The organism is Amycolatopsis lurida, assembly GCF_900105055.1.
Taxonomy (GTDB): domain Bacteria; phylum Actinomycetota; class Actinomycetes; order Mycobacteriales; family Pseudonocardiaceae; genus Amycolatopsis; species Amycolatopsis lurida.
In genome coordinates this window covers 7344253-7360610 of record NZ_FNTA01000004.1, presented here as the reverse complement: position 1 = coordinate 7360610, position 16358 = coordinate 7344253, and the positions used below count along the sequence as shown (strand labels likewise).

18 protein-coding genes are annotated in these 16358 nt (G+C 69.0%); 9 read left to right on the top strand and 9 right to left on the bottom strand.

The features are described 5' to 3' along the window. Positions 1-114: 114 nt before the first annotated feature. From BLW75_RS39950 to BLW75_RS39945, 3 genes are all read right to left on the bottom strand, one after another. Positions 115-1551, bottom strand: a complete 1437-nt coding sequence (locus BLW75_RS39950; RefSeq protein WP_034311529.1) for an MFS transporter — start codon at positions 1549-1551, stop codon at positions 115-117. A gap of 239 nt (positions 1552-1790) precedes the next feature. Beyond that, positions 1791-1973, bottom strand: a complete 183-nt coding sequence (locus BLW75_RS42600) for a hypothetical protein (protein ID WP_143055433.1) — start codon at positions 1971-1973, stop codon at positions 1791-1793. Between the two features lie 174 nt (positions 1974-2147). Further along, the gene (locus BLW75_RS39945; protein WP_277814955.1) at positions 2148-2684 is read right to left on the bottom strand and encodes an MFS transporter; all 537 of its coding nucleotides are present in this window, start codon (positions 2682-2684) and stop codon (positions 2148-2150) included. On the opposite strand from BLW75_RS39945, the gene BLW75_RS39940 reads away from it, so the two are divergent. Next, entirely contained in the window at positions 2647-3285 is a 639-nt protein-coding gene (locus BLW75_RS39940) for an IclR family transcriptional regulator (protein ID WP_422108448.1), read from the top strand. The two genes, BLW75_RS39945 and BLW75_RS39940, sit on opposite strands and share 38 nt — an antisense overlap. Before the next feature lie 16 nt (positions 3286-3301). On the opposite strand, the gene BLW75_RS39935 is transcribed toward BLW75_RS39940, so the two are convergent. Then, positions 3302-4465: a TetR/AcrR family transcriptional regulator gene (locus BLW75_RS39935; protein ID WP_034311527.1), complete on the bottom strand. Its 1164-nt coding sequence runs from the start codon at positions 4463-4465 to the stop codon at positions 3302-3304. Between the two features lie 196 nt (positions 4466-4661). Between BLW75_RS39935 and BLW75_RS39930 the strand changes: the two genes are divergently transcribed. The 3 genes from BLW75_RS39930 to BLW75_RS39920 all read left to right on the top strand — a co-directional run bounded on the left by BLW75_RS39930 (position 4662) and on the right by BLW75_RS39920 (position 8489). Further along, positions 4662-6206 (top strand): AMP-binding protein, encoded by a 1545-nt coding sequence (locus BLW75_RS39930; RefSeq protein WP_034311524.1) that lies wholly within the window; start codon positions 4662-4664, stop codon positions 6204-6206. A 43-nt stretch (positions 6207-6249) separates the two neighbouring features. Beyond that, positions 6250-7440 (top strand): oxygenase MpaB family protein, encoded by a 1191-nt coding sequence (locus BLW75_RS39925; RefSeq protein ID WP_034311522.1) that lies wholly within the window; start codon positions 6250-6252, stop codon positions 7438-7440. A 188-nt stretch (positions 7441-7628) separates the two neighbouring features. After that, the gene (locus tag BLW75_RS39920; RefSeq protein ID WP_091599417.1) at positions 7629-8489 is read left to right on the top strand and encodes a dienelactone hydrolase family protein; all 861 of its coding nucleotides are present in this window, start codon (positions 7629-7631) and stop codon (positions 8487-8489) included. 35 nt (positions 8490-8524) lie between these two features. Here the strand turns inward: BLW75_RS39920 and BLW75_RS39915 are convergent, their stop codons facing one another. Then, positions 8525-10795, bottom strand: a complete 2271-nt coding sequence (locus tag BLW75_RS39915; protein ID WP_034311517.1) for an ATP-binding protein — start codon at positions 10793-10795, stop codon at positions 8525-8527. 141 nt (positions 10796-10936) lie between these two features. Between BLW75_RS39915 and BLW75_RS39910 the strand changes: the two genes are divergently transcribed. Continuing rightward, entirely contained in the window at positions 10937-11446 is a 510-nt protein-coding gene (locus tag BLW75_RS39910) for a hypothetical protein (RefSeq protein WP_091599414.1), read from the top strand. Between the two features lie 90 nt (positions 11447-11536). On the opposite strand, the gene BLW75_RS39905 is transcribed toward BLW75_RS39910, so the two are convergent. Further along, on the bottom strand, positions 11537-11995 hold the full coding sequence (locus BLW75_RS39905) for a cupin domain-containing protein (RefSeq protein WP_034311515.1): 459 nt from the start codon (positions 11993-11995) through the stop codon (positions 11537-11539). 78 nt (positions 11996-12073) lie between these two features. On the opposite strand from BLW75_RS39905, the gene BLW75_RS39900 reads away from it, so the two are divergent. The 3 genes from BLW75_RS39900 to BLW75_RS39885 all read left to right on the top strand — a co-directional run bounded on the left by BLW75_RS39900 (position 12074) and on the right by BLW75_RS39885 (position 13589). Continuing rightward, positions 12074-12523, top strand: a complete 450-nt coding sequence (locus BLW75_RS39900; protein WP_034311512.1) for a MarR family winged helix-turn-helix transcriptional regulator — start codon at positions 12074-12076, stop codon at positions 12521-12523. Between the two features lie 186 nt (positions 12524-12709). Then, entirely contained in the window at positions 12710-12961 is a 252-nt protein-coding gene (locus BLW75_RS39890; protein ID WP_198935730.1) for a hypothetical protein, read from the top strand. A 10-nt stretch (positions 12962-12971) separates the two neighbouring features. Further along, positions 12972-13589, top strand: coding sequence for a carbonic anhydrase (locus BLW75_RS39885; RefSeq protein ID WP_034311509.1), 618 nt, complete (start codon positions 12972-12974; stop codon positions 13587-13589). Here the strand turns inward: BLW75_RS39885 and chrA are convergent. From chrA to BLW75_RS39870, 3 genes are read right to left on the bottom strand one after another with little or no spacing between them, the layout of a single operon-like run. Beyond that, a complete protein-coding gene (gene chrA, locus BLW75_RS39880; protein WP_034311622.1) occupies positions 13586-14758 on the bottom strand; it encodes a chromate efflux transporter in 1173 nt (390 codons plus the stop codon). The genes BLW75_RS39885 and chrA overlap by 4 nt on opposite strands. 26 nt (positions 14759-14784) lie before the next feature. Continuing rightward, positions 14785-15168: a VOC family protein gene (locus tag BLW75_RS39875; protein ID WP_034311507.1), complete on the bottom strand. Its 384-nt coding sequence runs from the start codon at positions 15166-15168 to the stop codon at positions 14785-14787. After that, positions 15165-15917 (bottom strand): arsenate reductase/protein-tyrosine-phosphatase family protein, encoded by a 753-nt coding sequence (locus BLW75_RS39870; RefSeq protein WP_034311620.1) that lies wholly within the window; start codon positions 15915-15917, stop codon positions 15165-15167. The genes BLW75_RS39875 and BLW75_RS39870 overlap by 4 nt, the downstream gene beginning before the upstream one ends. A 114-nt stretch (positions 15918-16031) precedes the next feature. On the opposite strand from BLW75_RS39870, the gene BLW75_RS39865 reads away from it, so the two are divergent. After that, a complete protein-coding gene (locus BLW75_RS39865) occupies positions 16032-16256 on the top strand; it encodes a hypothetical protein (RefSeq protein ID WP_034311505.1) in 225 nt (74 codons plus the stop codon). The last annotated feature ends 102 nt before the right edge of the window (positions 16257-16358 follow it).

Below are 16358 nucleotides of genomic sequence, written 5' to 3'. Positions count from 1 at the left end.
GGGTGTTCTGCCCAACCGACGACGTGGCACCGCGAAATGTGAGGCCGTCCCCGAAAACGCCGTGTGGAGGGCGGACCCGGAACGGTCTCGCCCTCCACACGGGGATACAGCCGGTCATCGCAGCACCGCCGGTTCACCTCCGCCGACCTCACCGGGCTCGGGCTTCGGGGCGCGCAGGGTGGCCATGGCCAGGAAGCCACCGGCGACCGCGATTCCCGCGGCCCCGAGGAACGCCGCCGAGTAGCCGCCGGTCAGCGCGACCGGGTCACCGATCCGCCTCGCGCCGAACGACACGCCGACCGCGGTCATCGCGGCGAGACCGAGCGCCGAGCCGATCTGGTACGAGGTGTTCACGATCCCCGACGCCAGTCCGCCTTCCTCCGGTTTCGCGCTGGAGATCGCGGTGCCCAGCGACGGGATGAACGCCAGCGCCTGACCGAGGGCGGCGACCAGCGACGCGGGCAGGACGTCGACGACGAAGTTGCCCGTCGGGCTGACGAACGACAGCCACACCAGCCCCGCGGCGAGCGCCCACAAGCCGCCGACGACCATCTTCTTCGGTCCGAAGCGGCCGATCAACCGCGGCGCGACCGCGACCATCAGCACCACGATCAGCACCGTCATCGGCAGCAACGCCGCACCGCTGGCGAAGGCCCCGTAACCCAGTACCTGCTGCAGGTACAGGTTGAGGAAGTACCACATCGGGATCCACGCCGCGCCGAGCAGGAACTGCGCGAGGTTCGCGCCGCCGAGGTTCGGGGTGCGGAAGATACCCAGGCGCACCAACGGAACCTCACGCCTGCGCTGGATCAGCACGAACACCGCGAGCAGGGCGACACCACCCACCAGCGCGCCCCAGGTGCCCGCCGAGTCCCAGCCCGCCTCCGGTGCCCGGACGACGCCGAACACGGTCAGCCCGAGACCCGCGGTCGCCGCGATGGCGCCGGCGATGTCGACCGAGCCACGCCGTGCGGGCGCGGACGGCATCAGCTTGGCGGTCACCAGGATCGCGATCAGCGAAATCGGGACGTAGAGCCAGAAGATCCACGGCCACGACAGCCATTCGGTGATCACGCCACCGAGGAACACCCCGGCGGTACCACCGGCGGGTGCGGCCGCGCCGTAGAGCGCGAGCGCCTTGGTCAGCTCACGCGGACGCGCGCCGAACAGCATCATCAGCAGGGTCAGCGCGGACGGCGCGATCAGCGCCGCTCCCGCGCCTTGCAGTACCCGGCCGAGCAGCTCGACCCACGCGGTGCCCGCGACCGCGGCGACCACGGAACCGCCGAGCGTGACGACCCAGCCGGCGGTGAACATCTTCCGCGCGCCGAACAGGTCCGAGAGACGCCCGCCGAGCAGCAGCAGCCCGGCCAGCGCGATGACATAGGCGTTGAACACCCACGACAGATCCCCTGGGGAAAACCCGAGGTCCTGCTGCATAGCGGGTAGTGCGACGCCGATGATCGAGGTGTCCATGATGACCATGAACTGGGCCAACGCGATGAGGCCCAGCGCCCACCACCGTCGTGGGTCCGGGGTTGTCTCCGCCATGACGACCGTCCTTTCGAGAACTTATACCCATAGGGGGTATCTGACGGAGATGAAATTAAGCGCGTTCAGCGCCTGGCGCAAGTACCCCTAGGGGGTATCTATGTAACCCTGGTCACCCAACGGCGGGCAGACGGCGGCTCAGAAGAACCGGAGCTCCACCTGCGGCCCCGACGAGTCCAGCCCTGCGCACCGATGATCGCGATCCGGCAGGACACGGATACACCGATCGGCCAAAGGAGTCAGGGCCGGCTTCGCAGGGCGCCACGCAGGTCGATCCTCACCGGTTTCGACAGCCCGTCCAGCTCGGAGAGGTCGAGCTCCGCGCGGCAATCCTTGAGACCCGGCCGTCGCAATTCGACGAGGCCGCCGGCCACCGAAAGGTCGGCATCCGGCTCGACGCCGGAAAGCTCCACCCTCGTCAAACCACCGAGCGCGATTCCGATGAAGGGACAAGTCGCTCAGCCCCGAAGCCGATGCCGGCGCGAGTTCCCGCTGGGACCGGAAATCGGTCAGCGTCTCAGCTCCACGAAGGACTGCTCACAAGCGAGGGTCAGGTACCGCAGGTGGTTTCGGAGTCGCCCCAACGGCGACCGCCGCTACGTGGCCTGCGCCGGGACCCGCTCGCTGACGCGTTCGACCTTGCCGACCAGGAATACGTAGGACAGGATCCCCGCGATCGTGATCACGGTCATGTAAGCGAAACCGGGCGCGAAGCTGTCGTCGGTGACGATCAGGCCGATGACGATCGGGGTGGCGATCGACGACAGGTTCCCGATGAAGTTGAACATCCCGCCGGTCAGCCCGAGCAGCCGCCGCGGGGCCAGCGCGGAGACCAGCGACCAGGTGATCGAGGCGAGCGCGTTGCCGAAGAAGGCGATCGACAGGATGACGATGACCAGCGCGGTCGAGTCGGTGAAACCCGCCGTGACCATCACGGTGCTCAGCAGCAGCCCGGCGATGATCGGGCCTTTCCTCGCCACGCCGAGCGAAGCACCACGGCGCACCAGGAAGTCCGACAGGACACCGGAAGCCAGCACGCCGACCAGCGCCGCGATGAACGGCAGCGAAGCCAGGAAGCCGGACTTGATGTAGTCCATTTTCCGGTATTCGACGAGATACGGGGGGCTGGTCAGCGAGGGTTATCTGCGCAGCGGGCGGGACGGCTACACGCTCGGACCCACCCTGATCGAACTGGGTTTCCAGGCCCTGCACGGAAGTCCGCTGCCGGTGGTCGCCCGCCCGGTCCTGGAGGAGCTGGCCGACCAGTTGCGGGACACCGTGCATCTGGCCGTCCGCGACGGGGATTCCGTGCTGTACCTGGACAAGCTGCCGGGTTCACGGGGCGCGGAGATGCGCTCCCGCATCGGGCCCCGGATGCCGTTGACCCGCACCGGCGTCGGCATGGCGCTGTTGCTGGACTCCGCGCCCGAGTGGCGGGATCTCTACCTTGCCGAGACCCCGGCGGAACCCGGCCGGGTGCACCCGGAGGACGTCGACGCGTTCCTGGCGCGGATACGCGAGTACGCGGAGTCCGGGGTGGCGATGGATCTGGAGGACAACGAACCGGGGATCCGTTGTGTCGCGGCGCCGATCCGGGACGCCACCGGCGCGATCGCCGGCGCCATCAGTGTTTCGGCGACCCGGCCGTACATGCCCGCCGCCCGGATGCGCGGCCTGAACCGCGTCGTCGGCCGTGCGGCGCGCCAGGTCTCCGCCGGGCTCGGCCACCGCTAACCCTAGGAACGGTTCGTCAAACGCCCAAGGCGCCCACGAGCAGCGCGCTCACCGCGTCACGGTTGGCGGGGACGTCTTCCCACCGCAACTTCCGGCCCGCTTCGACCACCACCCCGAAACCCGCGTGTACGAGCACCCTCGCCTGACGCTGGTCGAGTTCCGGCCGCGCCGCCCGCAATTCCCGTTCCCAGACGGCGATGTGCTCGCGCTGCGCGCTGACCAAGGGCCGCTGCAGAGCCGCGGGAAGGCCCGCCAGCTCGGCGTTGGCGACGCTCGTGAGCGCGGTGTGCTCGAAGCTGTACGCCACATACGTCCGCGCCAGTGCGAGCAGGGCATGGCCCGGGTCATCGACACCGCGGAGGTTCTGTTCCACCGCCTGGGCAAGAATCCCCGCGGCCTGGAGGCACGCGGCGGCGAGAATGTCGGCCTTACCGGGGAAATACCGGTAGAGCGCGGACGGCACCAGCCCCACGGCTTCGGCGATCCGGCCGTTCGTGACGTTGGCGAACCCGTCCTGTTCGAACAACGGGATGGCGGCCGCGATGATCTCCGAACGCCTGGTGCGCGACGCCGGACCGGACGGCAGCTCGACGGCGTGCGTGCCCGCGCCGCCCGTCGCCGGGTCGGTCGCGGCCACGCGCAGCGCCGACTCCACCAGTACCTCTTCGACCCGGCGCTGGGCGATCGACGTGCGGTGCATCGTGATGGACCCGATCACGCCGAGCGCGGCGACGGCACGCAGGCCCGCCCCGGGGAGCGGATACTCCCGCCGCACCGCTTCGGTCATCCTGTCCACGACCTGCCCGAACTTCAGGGCGAGCGAGTGCCGGTCTTCGCGGTCGAGGTACCGGGATTCCCAGCGGTACAGGCCGCTCGACGCGCGATGGGTGACCGTGCCCCGCGTGACGGCGGCGAGCACGTCCGCCAGCGGCGCGCCGGGCGCGACCTCGTCGAGGGTGGCGACGAGCCGGTCGGCCATGACGTTCGCGCACGCGGCGAACAGCGCGTACTTGTTCGGGAAGTGCCGGTAGAGGGCCGCCGCGGTGATGCCCACGTCGGCGGCGATCTCCTCCATCGACGCCGCGTGGTAGCCGTGCTCGCTGAAGATCCGCCCGGCCGCGTCGACGATCGTCTGCTTGCGGTTGCGGGGCCGGACGGCCGCGGTCGAGTCGGCGCTCATCGCGGGTTCCGAGCGGCTGCGGACGGGAACGGGACCATGCCGGGAAGTCAACCACGAACCGGATCACCACCACGGGATCCTTCGGGGCGAGAACAGCGCCCCGATGTGATTCCCGATTAACTTATGGGTTCTCAACCGGCGGTTTGGCATGCATACTGGCTTCGCGACCAGTCCGCTCCGATACCTGAGGATGGCCATGTCGAACGCTTCGGCTCCCGCCTCGTCCTTCCGGCATCACTGGATGGCGCACGCGGCGACGCACGCGATGATGCGACCGGACGAACCCGCCCTGCGGTACCTCGGGGAGACCACCACCTGGGCGGAGCTCTCCCGGCGGTCCTTGCGGTTGGCCGCCGGTCTCGCCGCACGAGGTGTCACCGAAGGCCATCGGGTGGCGACGCTGACCTTGAATCACCCGTGGTTCGTGGAAACCGTGTTCGCCGCGAACAGCCTGGGCGCCATGGCCGTCCCGCTCAGCTTCCGGCTCGCGCCGGCGGAACTCGACTACATCCTCGCCGACTGCGCGCCGTCCGCCATCGTCGTCGACGAGCGGCTGCTGCCCCTGCTCGAAGCCGCGCCGAACGCCGCGTCGATCGGGACGGTGCTCGTCCTCGGCGAGTCGTACGAGGAATTCCTGACCGCGCACGAACCGCTGGAACTGCCCGACGTCAGCGAGGAGTCGACGGCGCTGATCATGTACACCTCGGGCACCACCGGCAGACCGAAAGGAGTGATGCTCTCCCATCGCAACCTGCAGATGCAGGCGATCACCTGCATCCAGGCGATGAAGATCTTCGACGACACCGACGTCGCCTTCCTGACCGCGCCCTTCTTCCACATCGCGGGGCTGGGTTCGATCGTGGCGAACTTCCTGGTCGGCGGCGTGGTCGTGATCCACCCACTGGGCGCCTTCGATCCGCGCGCGGTGCTCGACGCCTACGAGCGCGAAGGCGCCACCGTGGTGTTCAACGTTCCCCAGCAATGGGACCTGATCTGCGCCCAGCCGGATATCGCCGAACGTGACCTGAAACTCCGGATCATCAGCTGGGGCGCGGCTCCCGCGACCAGGTCGACGCTCCTCGCCATGGCCGAAAGATTCCCCGGAGCCCTCAACGTGGCCGTGTTCGGCCAGACCGAGACCTCCCCGATCACGTGCGTCCTCAGCGGCGAGGACTCGATACGCAAGCTCGGCTCCGTCGGCAAACCGATCCCGACCCTCCAGTACCGCGTCGTGGACGACGACATGAACGATGTCGCACCGGGCGAAGTGGGAGAGATCGTCTATCGCGGTCCCACGGTGACCAAGGGGTACTGGAAGAAACCTCAGGAGACCGCGGAAGCCTTTGCCGGTGGCTGGTTCCACTCCGGCGATTTGGTCTCCCAGGACGAAGACGGCTTCATCTGGGTGGTCGACCGCAAGAAGGACATGATCATCAGCGGCGGCGAGAACATCTACTGCGCCGAAGTGGAGAACGCGATCTCCGCGCATCCGTCGGTACTGGAGGTCGCCGTGATCGGCCGGGCCGACGAGCGCTGGGGCCAGGTGCCGGTCGCGTTCGTCACCACCCCGCCGGACGCCGCACCGTCCTTGGCGGAACTGAACGAATTCCTCGACGGCAGGCTCGCGTCCTTCAAGATGCCGAAGGATCTCGTGGTGCTCCCCGAACTCCCGCGCAACGCGGGCGGGAAAGTGGTCAAGGGTTCGCTTCGCGACCTGGATGGGAAAAGCGCACATCACTAGCGAATCACTCATCGGATGCCTACCAAGGAAGTTAGGTCAGTAAATGAGCGATCTCAGCAGGAGGAATGTCCTGTCCCTCGGTGTCGCCTTGGGGCTGGTCGGCGCGGCGAGCGTCGCACCGGCCTGGGGTGCGACACAGGCCGGTTCGGCCGCCGACCCGTGGTGGGTCTGGGACGACGAAATCGACCGCATCATGGCGGGGATTCTCGAGGCGGGCCAGGTTCCGGCGGTCAACACCGCGATGAAATCCTGGGTGGACAACAACGATCCGCTGCCCGGCGGCCTGCCCGCGGATCTGGCGGGCTACCTCCAGCGCGTCCACAAGCTGCCGTCCTGGGCCGACCCCGCGAAGCTGCGCCGCGCCGCCGATTTCAACCGGCGCAAGGACACGTATCTGTTCATGTTGTACGGGCTCGGCAGCGGCATCATGAGCACCGTCATCCCGCGCGAGGCCAAATCGGTCTACTGGTCCGCGGGCGGGGCCGACATGCAGGACCGCGCGGCCAAGACGTTCACCTTCGGCTACGACCTGAGCGACCTCAACGCTTTCGAGCCCGACGGCCAGTTCGTGGTCACCGCCAACAAGACCCGGCTCGTGCACGCCGCGGTGCGGCATCTGCTGCCGCAGTCGGCGCACTGGAAGGCCGTCGCGGACGAGCGGATCCCGATCAGCAACGGCGACATCCTGGTCACCTTCCACAGTCTCGGCACCTACGTGCATCGGAAGCTGCGCGAGTGGAAGGTGCCGATGTCGGCCGCCGACGAGGACGCCTTCCTCCACATGTGGCAGGTCGCCATCCACCTGCTCGGCGTGCGGGAGGAGTTCATCCCGAAGACGTGGGCCGCCGCGCACGCGCAGTCGGCGCAGGTGCTCACCCCGATCCTTTCCCCGTCGCACGAAGGGAAAGAGCTCGCCGAAGACCTGCTCGGGCTGACCGCGCAGATCGATCTGGGCGTCACCCGCGGATTCCTCAACGAATTCGTGCGCTACGTGCTGAGCGACGCCATCGGGGACTGGCTCGGCCTGCGCCGCGACTACGCGTCCGCTGCCCTCATCCGCACCGCGTGGCCCGCCTACATCGCCTTCCGCGAGGGACTGATCCCCGTCATGCCCGCCGGCTTCGCCATGTTCGACCAGCTGGTGCGCGCGCTGGCGATGTTGTTCCTCAACAAGGGCACCTCGCCGACCACCACCCCCATCACGATCCCCACCGGGAACCGGCCAGGCGCCTGATCGATGCCGCGCCTCGTGAGTGGTTAGGACGGTTCTAACCGTCCTAACCACTCACGAGCCCGAAACCCTTCTCGACGTGACAATTTTCCGCGGCTCAGTAGTTTCCACGACGCGCGTCTCCCCAGGATCCCGCTATATCTGGGAATCCGTTCCGGCCTCGGAACGGTCTTCCCGAGAGGACATGCGCGATGAAGCGTGGTTCACAGTGGGGCGCCGTGGTTCTCAGTGCGGTGACCGCACTTGTCGTGGCGGCGGTACCGGCCGCCGCCGAAGAGAGTCCATACGCCCGCGGCCCGGCACCGACGAAAGCCAGTATCGAAGCGGATCGTGGCTCGTTCCAGACCGCCACCGAGAAAGTCCCCGCCGGGCAGGGGTTCGGGGGCGGGACGATCCACTACCCGACCGCCACCGGGCAGGGCACGTTCGGCGCGATCGCGATCGCGCCCGGGTTCCTGGAGTCGGAGGCGGCGATCTCCTGGTACGGCCCGCGGCTGGCCTCCCAGGGTTTCGTCGTCATCACGTTCTCGACCACCAGCACCTGGGACACCCCGGACAGGCGCTCCGACCAGCTGCTCGCGGCGCTGCGTTACGTCACCGACTCGAGCCAGGCCAAGAGCCGTGTCGACCGGAACAGGCTGGCCGTCATGGGGCATTCGATGGGCGGCGGCGGAGCGTTGATCGCGTCCCAGAAGGCGCCCACGCTCAAGGCGGCCATCCCGCTGACGGGCTGGAATCCGAACACGACGTTCTCCGACCTGAAGGTCCCCACCTTCGTCGTCAGCGCCCAGAACGACTTCATCGCCCCGGACGGCTCCCATTCCCGGCCGTTCTACCAAAGCCTTCCCGCGTCGCTGGACAAGGCGTACATGCTGCTGGCCGGGGCCGGCCACATGGCGCCGACGAGTCCGAACGTGACCATCGCGAAGTACAGCCTTTCGTGGCTCAAACGCTTCGTGGACCAGGACACCAGGTACGACCAGTTCCTGTGCCCGCTTCCGGCGAACGACCCGAAGATCGCCGTGTACCAAGGAACCTGTCCGATCGACTGACGCTGGGCGTCCGCGGCCGCTGTGCTCCCCGGAGGTCACAGCGGCCGCTGCTCGACCCAGACGGCCAGCTGGGTCCGGTTGACGAAGTCGAGCTTGTGCGAGATGTGCTGCAGATGCGTCTCCACCGTGCGCCGCGCGATGACCAGCCTCGCCGCGATCTCCCGGTTGGTCAGCCCCGCCGCGACGAGCCGCGCGATCTCCGATTCACGGGGCGTCAGCGGCGCGAGCACGGCCGGTTCACCGACGGGCTCGGACGGCGGGCCGCTCAGCGCGTCGTGCGGGTTCCGCCGCCGTCCCTCGGCGAACGCGGCGTCGAACCGCGCCGCCCCCAAGGCGTCCCGGGTGGCCTGGTGGAACATCCGATGGGTCATGGTGACGGCCACGTCGGGCTCGGCACTGCAGCGATCCCAGAGCGTGGCGGCGGTCCCGAACAATTCCGCCGCACGGACCCAATCCTCGCGCCGCGCGGCCACCCACGCCAGGCCGTCCACCCGGTAGGCCGCGGACAGCACGTCCGAGGCGCGGAGGTCGATCTCCAGCGCGGCACGGATGCACCGTTCCCCGTCGTCGAGATCTCCGCCGTAACAGACTTCGGCGACCCCCAGCCCGAACAGGGCCATGGAGCGATATCGGTACTCCCCCGCTTCCTCGCACAGACGGAGCATCGAACCCAGCAGCGCCCGCGCTCCCGGAAGATCGCCCCGGTAGGCCAGCGCGACCCCCTGGATGAACATCGGGTGCATCTGACGCCGGACGTCGCCTCGCTCACCGAAGATCCGGACGGCCTCCGCCGCACGCACCATGGTGTCCGGCTCGGTCGCCAGCATTCTCACGAAGGCACTCGCGTGCGCGATGTAGGGAGCCGCGTCTTCGTCCTCGATCGTCTCGGCGGCGGTCAGCCGCCGCCGAGCACGCGGCAGATCCGCGTGCAGCGCGGCGCACAGGGCCGCGATCGCCAGCCCCCTGGCCCGGCCCGGGGTCTCCAGCGGTGCCGCCTCGAGCGCGCGATCGATCCAGTCCCGCAGTTCCCATGCCGCACCGCGGGCCACCCAGTATTCGATCGTGCCGGTGGCCATCTCCAGCGCCACCGGGCTTTCGCCGGAGGTGCGAAGCGACCACGACAACGCTTCCCGGATGTCGGCGTGGGCGGCCGACAGGCGCTCGTAGGCCTCGTCCTGCTCCGGTCCGAACCAGGCGTCGGCGGCCTGGGCGATGAGCCGGGCATAGTGGTCACGGTGCTTCCTCGCCACGGCGAGCTCGTCTCCCGAATCGGCTAGCTGTCGTCCGCCGAATTCGCGAAGGAGCCTGAGCATCCGGTAGTGGACCCTGTCCGTGCCCTCGATCCGGGCCAGCACCGACTTGTCGACCAAACCGTCCACCGCGTCCAGTACGGCCAAGGAGTCCGGCCCGCCATCCTCGGCACAGACGGCCTCGACGCCGGACAGGTCGAACTGCCCGGCGAACACCGAACAGCGTGCCCAGACGATCCGCTCGTCCTCGGTGCAGAGGGAGTGACTCCACTCGATGGTGGCGCGCAGCGTCCGATGCCGCTCGACGGGCATCCGGAGGCCGCTGGCCAGCATCCCCGAGTTCTTCTCGACCCGCTCGGCGATCTGCGAAGGCGACAAGACGCGGATCCGGGCCGCCGCCAGTTCGATCGCCAGCGGCAGGCCGTCGAGGCCACGACAGAGGCGTACGACGTCCGCGACGTTGCCTTCGGTGATCTCGAACGCGGGCAGGACGTTGGCGGCACGCTCCGCGAACAGCCGCACCGCGCCGAACGCGAGCGCCGCTTCGGCTGACCTGATCTCGCCGTCGGGCACGGGTAAGGGCGGGATCGTCAGGACCTGCTCACCGGCGAGCCCCAGGGAGCAGCGGCTGGTGGCCAGGACCACGAGGTCCCGGCATTCGCGCAGCAACGCCGTCACCAGCTCCGCGCTGCCGTCGCGAAGATGCTCGCAGTTGTCCAGCAGCAGCAACGACCGACGGGGACGCAGATACGCGACGACGACGTCGAGGTCGGTGTGCCCCGCCGTGTCGTGCAGGCCGAGGCTGTCGGCGACCGCGCGCGGGACGAGCCGGTCATCCCGCAGCTCCCCGAGCCCGGCGACCGCCACGCCGCCAGGGAAGTCCCGGGTGAGTGAACTGGCCACCTGGGCGGCCAACCGGGTCTTGCCCACCCCACCGGCGCCCGTCAAGGTCACCAGACGCCCCGTCCCGAGCAGCCGCCGGACCTCGTTCTCGTCTTCCGCGCGCCTGACGTAAGTCGTCAGAGGCCGCCGTCGGACGTCACTGTCGCTCGTCATGTCTCATCACCCGCCGAACCGTCGATCTCCCATCGAAGCATGCCCGCCGGGCGGTGTGGGTTGTTCACACCACAGCTCGGACCCCGACGCATAATGCCCCGGACCGGTGACCGCGTGCGGAGCGACGGGTGGGGACAGGCCATGACCGACCGGCTGACCATCGCCAAGGAGCAGGTCGAACGCACACTCGGCCCGAAGGTCGCGAAACGACTCGCCAAGTTCGACGACGGGACCCTTTACGTCTCGGCGGGCGGGTGGGCCGAGTTCCTGGCCTGGCTCGTGGACTTCGCCGTCTACCTCCTGGGCACGGGGACCGGTTTCGTCGTGTTCGCGGTCGCCACCCGGAACAGCGCGATCCCCGACAGCGCGGCGCTGCTGACGCTGCTCGGCCTGCTGATCGGTGTCCCGGTGCTCTATGGCCTGTTCTTCGGCAACGGCCGCGTGCTCGGCGCCGCGTTCACCGGGACCAGGCTCGTCCGGATCAAGGACGGCGGGCGGATCGGCGCGGCGGCCTGCTGGGCCATGGTCTTGCGCACCCTGCTGTTCCCCCTCCTGCTCGTCGCGATGGTGCTGACCGGATCGGGCGGCGTCGGTTCGGTCAGGAGGGTCAGCATCGACGACGAGGCGACCCGGCGGCTCAGTAGCGGCTAGGCGGTGTCCTGTAAGTCTGTTCGATGGGCTTCGTGATCCAGGTGGTTCCTGGCGGTGCGAAGACCGCGAACACGACTTGCAGGACACCGCCTAGACCCACTCCGGCACGTCGACGAAGTGGACGTCGTACCGCTCGTGCAGGCGCTCGACCTCCTCCGGCGCGACGTTCCCGCGCAGGATCTCGGGCAGGACGCGGAAATAGCCGAACCGGTCGACGCCCGGCGCCAGCGTGATGAGGACGTCCGCGGCCCGGTCCGCTGGCGCGGCGAACGCGTGCCGGACGCCCGGCGGGATCACCACGTAGCCACCGCGCTCGACCGTGACCGTTTCCTCACCCACCAGCATGCGTAGCGCTCCGTCCAGCACGTAGAAGGCTTCCGCGGATTTCTCGTGGTAGTGCGGTTTCGTACCGGGCTCCCCGGCTTGAAGTGACAACCGGTTGGCGCCGAGAAACCCTCCCGTGTGCTCGCCGTCGGCCAGCAACCACAGCGCGGGCTTCTCGACGACCTCCGCGTCCTTCTCCTGCATCACCCAGGCTTCGTTCGTCATCGCGCTCCCATCTAGTTGAAGTCTTCAACCAAAGCTAGACCGAAGTGGTTGAAGCCGTCAACTGTTACGGTGTGTGCCGTGACCGACTGGCTCGACACGGAACAGCAGCGCGACTGGCGGGCGTTCATCGAAGGCTCCGTGCGCTTCATCGATCTGCTCGACCGGCGGCTGCGCGAGGAGCACGGCCTTTCCCTGGCCGAGTTCGAACTCCTGGTGCGGCTCTCCGAAGCCCCCGGCCGGTCGATGCGCATGGCGGACCTGGCGAAATCGGCGTACTACTCGCGCAGCCGGTTGTCGCACCGCGTCGGCGGGCTGGAGACCCGAGGGCTGGTCCGGCGGGAATCGACCGCCGACGACGGCCGTGGCGTGCGTGCCCGGCTCACCGACAAGGGGTACGAGACCTTGTTGCGCGCGGCACCGGACAACCTCCGCACCGTCCGCGAACACTTCGTGGACGTGATCGCGCCCGAAGACCTCCAGGCCGTCGGCCGCGCCATGCGCGCCGTCGCCGCGCGACTCGATCAGTGACGCGTCGCCGAAGGAAGCTCACCGAACCGCGTGCGGTACTCACCCGCGAACCGGCCGAGATGGGTGATTCCCCAGCGGTGGGCTATGTCGCCGATCAGGCCGACCGGTGCCGCGCCCGCGGGCGCGGCATGAGCGTGATCACCAACGTGGACCTGGACGCCGTGGTCCGACGGGCCCAGCGTCCTCATCGGTGACGCCGCGCACGCTCCCTCACCGCGGATGGCCGGCGGAGCGGCGCTCGCCATCGAGGACGGCGTCGTCCTGGCCGAGGAGCTGGTTCGCCGCCAGGACATCCGGAAGGCGTTGAAGGCCTTTGTGGACCGCCGCCGGGAACGCTCGAGCAGGAGCAGCGGCATCGTGCCGCGTATCCGCTCATCGAGACAGGTCACCGGCGGATGGCGAGACCGGCATGGTGCCCGCCTTGGCGGCAACCGGTAATGTCCGGATCATGAGCGACGCGCCGCCGACCCCTTCCGAGGCCTTCGACCTTCTGCTCTCCGGTAACCGACGCTTCGTCGCCGGCACCCCGGAACACCCGAACCAGGACGCGGTACGCCGCGCCGAAACCGCCCCCGAACAGAGCCCGTTCGCCGTCCTCTTCGGCTGTTCCGACTCGCGGCTGGCGGCCGAGATCATCTTCGACCGCGGGCTCGGCGACCTGTTCGTCGTCCGCACCGCCGGCCACGTCGCCGGTTCGGAGGTGCTGGGCAGCATCGAGTACGCCGTCAGCATCCTCAAGGCTCCCCTGGTCGTCGTCCTCGGCCACGACTCCTGTGGCGCCGTCGCCGCGACCCGCGCGGCGCTGACCGACGGACTCGGCACCAACAGCTTCGTCCGCGACGTCATCGAGCGGGTCACCCCGAGTGTCCTCGCCGCCCAGGCCGCCGGGCTCACCGAGAACGACGACATCATCGACGAGCACATCCGCCACACCGTCGACCTCCTCGTCGACCGCTCCAGGCTGCTCGCCGACAAGATCGAGGCAGGCGAGACCGCTGTCGCCGGGCTCTCGTACCACCTCGCCGACGGCAACGCGCGGGTCGTCACCACCCGAGGGCTGGGCTAGCTCGGCAGGAGCGCTCCCGCCAGCGCGAGGACGGTTCCGGCACCGGCCGCGACCAAGATCGTGGTCACCACCCCACGCCGTAACACGAACAGCAGGACCCCGGCACCGGCGAGTACGGCGTACTGCCATGCCTGGGTCAGGCTGAGCGCGAGCGGGACCGCCGAGCCGAGGATGGCCCCGACGGCGGCCGGGCCTGCGCCGTCGAGGAACGCCCGCACGTTCGGGTTGCCGCGGAGCCGGTCGAAATGCCTGGCACCGAAGAGAATGAAGAGGAACGACGGGGCGAAGGCGACCAGCGAGGCAAGGAGGCCACCGGCGAGCCCTGCCGCCGCGTAGCCGACGACGGCGACGGTCTGCACCACCGGTCCCGGGGTGATCTGGCCGAGCGCGACCGCGTTGAGGAACTCCCCCGCGGTCATCCAGCCGTAGGTGTTCACCGCGTCGTCCTGCATGAGCGGGATGATCACGAAACCGCCGCCGTAGGACAGCATCCCGACCTTGAGCGCCACCCACACCACCGACGCGAACACGCCGGCGCCCGCGGCCGCGGCGGCCAGCGATTTGACCGGGACGGCGAACAGGGCGGTGGTGGACTCGCCGCGGCGTGCGCGGTTCACGGTCAGCTCGATCAGGCCGCAGCCCAGCAGGACGAGCACCAGCCACGGACCGACCAAGGCCGCCGACGCGACACCCGCGACGACGTACAGGGCCCAGCGCACGCGCCCCGTGGTGGCCGCGCGCCGCCACCCCGCCGGGATCAGGCCGACGCCCGCGTGCACCGCGACGGCGGCCACGGCCGCACCCGCTCCCGCACCGGCGCCCCGGACCCAAGCGGGCGGCGACCCGGTGAGGAACAGCGCGGCCAGCGCCAAGATCACGACGAGACCAGGCACGATGAACGCCGCGCCGCCGACCAGCGCCCCCGCGCGGCCGCGGACCCGCCACGCGGTGAAGATCGCCAGCTGGGTCGACGCCGGGCCGGGCAGCAGGTTGCAGGCGGCGATCGCGTCCTCGAACTCCTGATCCGACAGCCAGCCCCGGCGCTGCACGCACAACTTGCGGAGCAGGGCGATATGGGTGGGCGGGCCGCCGAAACCGATGCAGCCGATCCGGGCCCATTCCCGCAGGACTGTTCCCAGGCCGGCGTCCTGAATGGACTTGGGCGGCATCGCGGGCTCCTGCTCGTCGTGCGATGTCACCGGGCCGCCGGCTGGAACAGTTCGACCGGATTGCCCGCCGGGTCGTCGAACACGATCTGACGGCCGCCCGGCCCGGTCACGACGTCACTGCGGAACCGGACACCCTCCGCTCGCAGCCTGGCGACTTCGTCGTCGATGTCCTCGACGACGAAGTGGATGCGGTTCCAGCCGCCCGGCGCTGGTGTCGTCCCGTCCGGCAGCGGGCGGCCCGCCGAACTCGCCGGACCGCTGAGCAGCAGCCGGAGATTCCCGCGCACCACGTCCGCGAACGCGGGCACCACACTCGAGCGCACGGTGAAACCCAGGTGCCGGGTGTAGAACTCGACGGCCGCCGCGACGTCATCGACCAGGTAACGCACGCTCACCAGGTCCGAAGTCATCTCCTCTTCACCTCGTCGTTCCGGTTCTTCAGCTGGGCGGTCAGGAAACCGATCCGGCGGTCCAGTTCGGCGGCGAGGCGGCGGAACGCCGGATAGGTCTCACCCGCGTCGTCGATTTCCCTTGCCGGGTCCGGCAAACTCCAATGGACGACGCGAGGATGCCCGGGGAACTCCGGGCAGATCTCGCGGACCCGGTCGCAAAGGCTGATCACCCAATGGAATCGCCTGTTGCGCAGACCATCCACATGGGACGGCTCGTGGGCCAGGACGATGCCGCGTTCGGCCATGACGCGCACGGCGTCCGGATGCAGCGGTTTCGGCTGGCTGCCCGCGCTGGCCACCTCGACCGTCGAACCGGCCCGGTGCCGCAGGAGCGCTTCGGCCATCGGCGACCGTCCACTGTTGCCGGTGCACACGAACAGCACCTTGAGCCGGGAACCGGACCTCTTCGCGTCCGCCGGGTGCGGCACGAGAGCGGGATGCAGCGCACCCCCCGCCTCGGCGAGCGCGTCCGCGCATCGCCCGAGGTCCAGGTGATAGTAGGTGTCACGACCGTCGAAACTGCTTCTTCTCGCCGTGACCAGCTCCGCCGTCCGGAGCTTGCGCAGGTGGTAGGACACCAGGTTCTGCGGCTGCCCGACCAGTTCCACCAGTTCGCGCACCCGGCGGTCGCCGTGGGACAGCTCGCGCAGCAGCCGCCAGCGCAGCGGATCACTCGCCAGCCGCACGAACGGCGGCGGCTCGGACATCTCGACGGTCACCACACCCCGAAGTTACATCAATACAGGTTGATATACCTAGACCTCGGCACCCATGGACCGTTATCGTCGTGCGGTGCCGTCTCCCGAAATCGTGGAGTTGTCATGACCGCAGACCCGCCTCACCTGCCACCCAGTGACGAAAACCTCGAGAAACTGATCGACGCGCTGACCGAACGTTTCCCCGCCGGCCGCGAAGAGGTCGAAGCGATCGCCCACCGGCACTTCACCGAACTCGGTTCCCACGCCCCGGTGGACGCGTATCTCCTCCAGCTGACCGAAGGCAAGACCGCGGACGAACTCCGGGCCCGCTACCCGGCGCATCACTGAGCGGGCCGGACTGATTTCCGGTGCGCGAGTGGCGATTTCGCGTGACTGAACGGATCTCGTGAGTGGTAAGGACGGTTAGAACCGTCCTTACCACTCACGAGA

Bases quoted from the DNA above. Each gene is read 5' to 3' on its own strand.
- BLW75_RS39950 (WP_034311529.1), bottom strand. From the start codon at position 1,551: ATGGCGGAGACAACCCCGGACCCACGACGGTGGTGGGCGCTGGGCCTC.
- BLW75_RS39935 (WP_034311527.1), bottom strand. From the start codon at position 4,465: ATGAGCGCCGACTCGACCGCGGCCGTCCGGCCCCGCAACCGCAAGCAG.
- BLW75_RS39930 (WP_034311524.1), top strand. From the start codon at position 4,662: ATGTCGAACGCTTCGGCTCCCGCCTCGTCCTTCCGGCATCACTGGATG.
- BLW75_RS39925 (WP_034311522.1), top strand. From the start codon at position 6,250: ATGAGCGATCTCAGCAGGAGGAATGTCCTGTCCCTCGGTGTCGCCTTG.
- BLW75_RS39920 (WP_091599417.1), top strand. From the start codon at position 7,629: ATGAAGCGTGGTTCACAGTGGGGCGCCGTGGTTCTCAGTGCGGTGACC.
- BLW75_RS39915 (WP_034311517.1), bottom strand. From the start codon at position 10,795: ATGACGAGCGACAGTGACGTCCGACGGCGGCCTCTGACGACTTACGTC.
- BLW75_RS39910 (WP_091599414.1), top strand. From the start codon at position 10,937: ATGACCGACCGGCTGACCATCGCCAAGGAGCAGGTCGAACGCACACTC.
- BLW75_RS39905 (WP_034311515.1), bottom strand. From the start codon at position 11,995: ATGACGAACGAAGCCTGGGTGATGCAGGAGAAGGACGCGGAGGTCGTC.
- BLW75_RS39885 (WP_034311509.1), top strand. From the start codon at position 12,972: ATGAGCGACGCGCCGCCGACCCCTTCCGAGGCCTTCGACCTTCTGCTC.
- chrA (WP_034311622.1), bottom strand. From the start codon at position 14,758: ATGCCGCCCAAGTCCATTCAGGACGCCGGCCTGGGAACAGTCCTGCGG.
- BLW75_RS39875 (WP_034311507.1), bottom strand. From the start codon at position 15,168: ATGACTTCGGACCTGGTGAGCGTGCGTTACCTGGTCGATGACGTCGCG.
- BLW75_RS39870 (WP_034311620.1), bottom strand. From the start codon at position 15,917: ATGTCCGAGCCGCCGCCGTTCGTGCGGCTGGCGAGTGATCCGCTGCGC.
- BLW75_RS39865 (WP_034311505.1), top strand. From the start codon at position 16,032: ATGACCGCAGACCCGCCTCACCTGCCACCCAGTGACGAAAACCTCGAG.